This is a genomic window from Pseudomonas sp. P5_A2_2, assembly GCF_054177685.1.
Window position 1 is genome coordinate 1 of record NZ_JBGCUL010001156.1, and the last position, 1,303, is coordinate 1,303.

The following is a 1,303-nucleotide window of genomic DNA, read 5'->3' on the forward strand; positions in this document are numbered from 1 at the left end:
CCGCAGCGCAAATCGAAATCAGCCCCCGCCCCTTGCCCGCCGCATCCAGCAACTTCGCCAGGTTGGCGACGATGCGCCCGCCGGTGGCGGCAAACGGGTGCCCCGCCGCCAGTGAACTGCCTTTGACGTTGAGTCGGCGGCGGTCAATCGAGCCCAACGGCGCATCGAGGCCGAGACGGGTTTTGCAATATTGCGGATCTTCCCAGGCCTTCAACGTGCACAGCACTTGCGCGGCGAAGGCTTCGTGAATTTCGTAGTAGTCGAAATCCTGCAAGGTCAGACCATTGCGCGCCAGCAAGCGCGGTACGGCGTAGACCGGCGCCATCAACAAGCCTTCGGCGCCGTTGACGAAATCCACCGCAGCCGCCTCGCCGTCGCGCCAGTAGGCAAGAATCGGTAACCCGCGCTCCTTGGCCCATTCCTCACTGCCCAATAGCACCAGTGACGCACCATCGGTCAGTGGTGTGGAGTTGCCTGCGGTCAGGGTGCCCCTTGCGCTTTTCTCGTAGGCTGGCTTGAGCGCGGCGAGCTTTTCCAGCGTGGAGTCCGGGCGCAGGTTGTTGTCGCGGGTCAGGCCCAGGAACGGTGTCATCAGGTCGTTGTGCCAGCCTTCGGCGAAGGACGCGGCCAGTTTCTGATGGCTCTCGAGCGCCAGTTGATCCTGTGCTTCGCGCGGGATGTTCCAGGTCTGGGCCATCAGTTCGCAATGCTGGCCCATGGACAACCCGGTGCGCGGCTCGCCGTTGCGCGGGAATTCGGGGATCWGATGTCTGGGGCGCAATTGCAGGAAGGTTTTCAGTTTGTCGCCGGTGGTTTTCGCGCGGTTGGCTTGCAGGAGGATTTTGCGCAGGCCCTCGCTGACGCTGATCGGCGCATCCGAGGTGGTGTCCACACCACCGGCAATGCCGCAGTCGATCTGGCCCAGGGCAATCTTGTTCGCCACCAGCAACGCTGCCTCCAGCCCAGTACCGCACGCCTGCTGGATGTCATAGGCCGGGGTGGTGGGCGAAAGCCGCGAACCGAGTACGCACTCGCGTGTGAGGTTCATGTCCCGCGACAACTTGAGCACGGCCCCGGCGACCACTTCGCCGATGCGCTGGCCGTGCAGGTTGTAACGTTCGATCAGACCTTCGAGGGCGACGGTGAGCATCACCTGGTTACTGGCGGTGGCGTAGGGGCCGTTGGAGCGGGCGAAGGGAATCCGGTTACCACCGATGATCGCCACGCGGCGCAGTTGGGTCATGAAAAGCTCCTGGTGAATGATTCAAATCGAAAACCGCCCCTGTAGGAGCGAGCCTGCTCG

At 63.3% G+C, this 1,303-nt stretch carries 1 protein-coding gene; it reads right to left on the reverse strand.

Features of this window, described 5'->3' with window-relative positions; translation table 11 throughout:
• A partial coding sequence (locus tag ACXRVY_RS29665) for an acetyl-CoA C-acetyltransferase (protein ID WP_458239040.1) occupies positions 1–1,243 on the reverse strand: 1,243 nt, incomplete at its 3' end.
• Positions 1,244–1,303 lie beyond the last annotated feature (60 nt).